At 60.0% G+C, this 988-nt stretch carries 2 protein-coding genes; both read left to right on the top strand.

The window, feature by feature from the left end; translation table 11 throughout:
* Positions 1 to 691, top strand: a 691-nt coding sequence (locus tag EXE42_RS15905; RefSeq protein WP_275938237.1) for an exodeoxyribonuclease VII large subunit, incomplete at its 5' end; no start/stop codon positions are given.
* Between the two features lie 42 nt (positions 692 to 733).
* Positions 734 to 943 (top strand): exodeoxyribonuclease VII small subunit, encoded by a 210-nt coding sequence (locus EXE42_RS15900; RefSeq protein WP_137695115.1) that lies wholly within the window; start codon positions 734 to 736, stop codon positions 941 to 943.
* Positions 944 to 988: the final 45 nt, after the last annotated feature.

The following is a 988-nucleotide window of genomic DNA, read 5'->3' as shown; positions in this document are numbered from 1 at the left end:
TTTTAACGAAGAGCCCGTCGTCCGAGCCATTGCGGACTGCCAAACGCCCACAGTCGTCGCGATCGGCCATGAGGACGATGAGACGCTGTCCGAACGTGTCGCAGACAAAGCGGCGATCACACCGACTCAGGCTGGGGTCGTGGCGACGCCTGATATGCGTGCTGTCCGTGACCAAGTAGTCGCACTCGAACGCCGACTAGAAACTGGATACGCGGCGATTGTCACCGACCGCTTGGACGCTATTACCCGTCGGGTCGACAACGCGATCGTCAGTATCGAACGAGCAGCAGACAATCGACGAGCGCAGATTCAGCGCGCCGCTGATCTCGAACAGCGAGTCGACACCATCTACGCGACACTCACGTCAGCTCGACTCGACGAGCTCGATTCACGGATCGAGAGCGCCCTCCAAGGGGTAGAACACGCCGCAGAGACGGAGGCTGTAACGGCCACCGCAGCACGCGGTCGTGTCGCTGGCCTCGAAGCACGGATCGACCAAGCGTACGAGACGCACGTCCAGCGAGAGGTTGGGGCCCTCGAACGCAGGATCGAACGAGGGTATCAAGACATCGAAACGAGCACAGACGTTCAGGCGGCACAGCAGCAAGCTCGGAGACTACAGATAGTCGTTCTCGTCCTTCTCGGCCTCCTGTTGCTCGGTATCGCGTTGTGGGCTACCGGAGTACTGTGATGGAAGCCGGATATTCAAGACAGCCCCGGCCAACCATCGGGTATGAGCGAGGACGATGTCGACATCGCAGAGCGGATCGAGCGACTCGAGGAGATCGCAGAAACGCTTGAGGACGGGGAAGTCGATCTGCCGACAGCAAAGGAGCTCCGAGAGGAGGCTGACACACATCTTGAAGAGCTCCGTGAAGCGTTGGACGTCGGGGACGGTGACATTATTGAGATTGATGGCGCCGAGGCCGAGATCGGATCTTAAACAGCGTCAAGCAAGTCACGTCTGAGCGACCCGACGGAGCGGGCC

The organism is Halorubrum sp. SP3, assembly GCF_005435195.1.
Classification (GTDB): Archaea; Halobacteriota; Halobacteria; order Halobacteriales; family Haloferacaceae; genus Halorubrum; species Halorubrum sodomense.
This window is presented reverse-complemented; position numbering and strand designations above follow the sequence as displayed.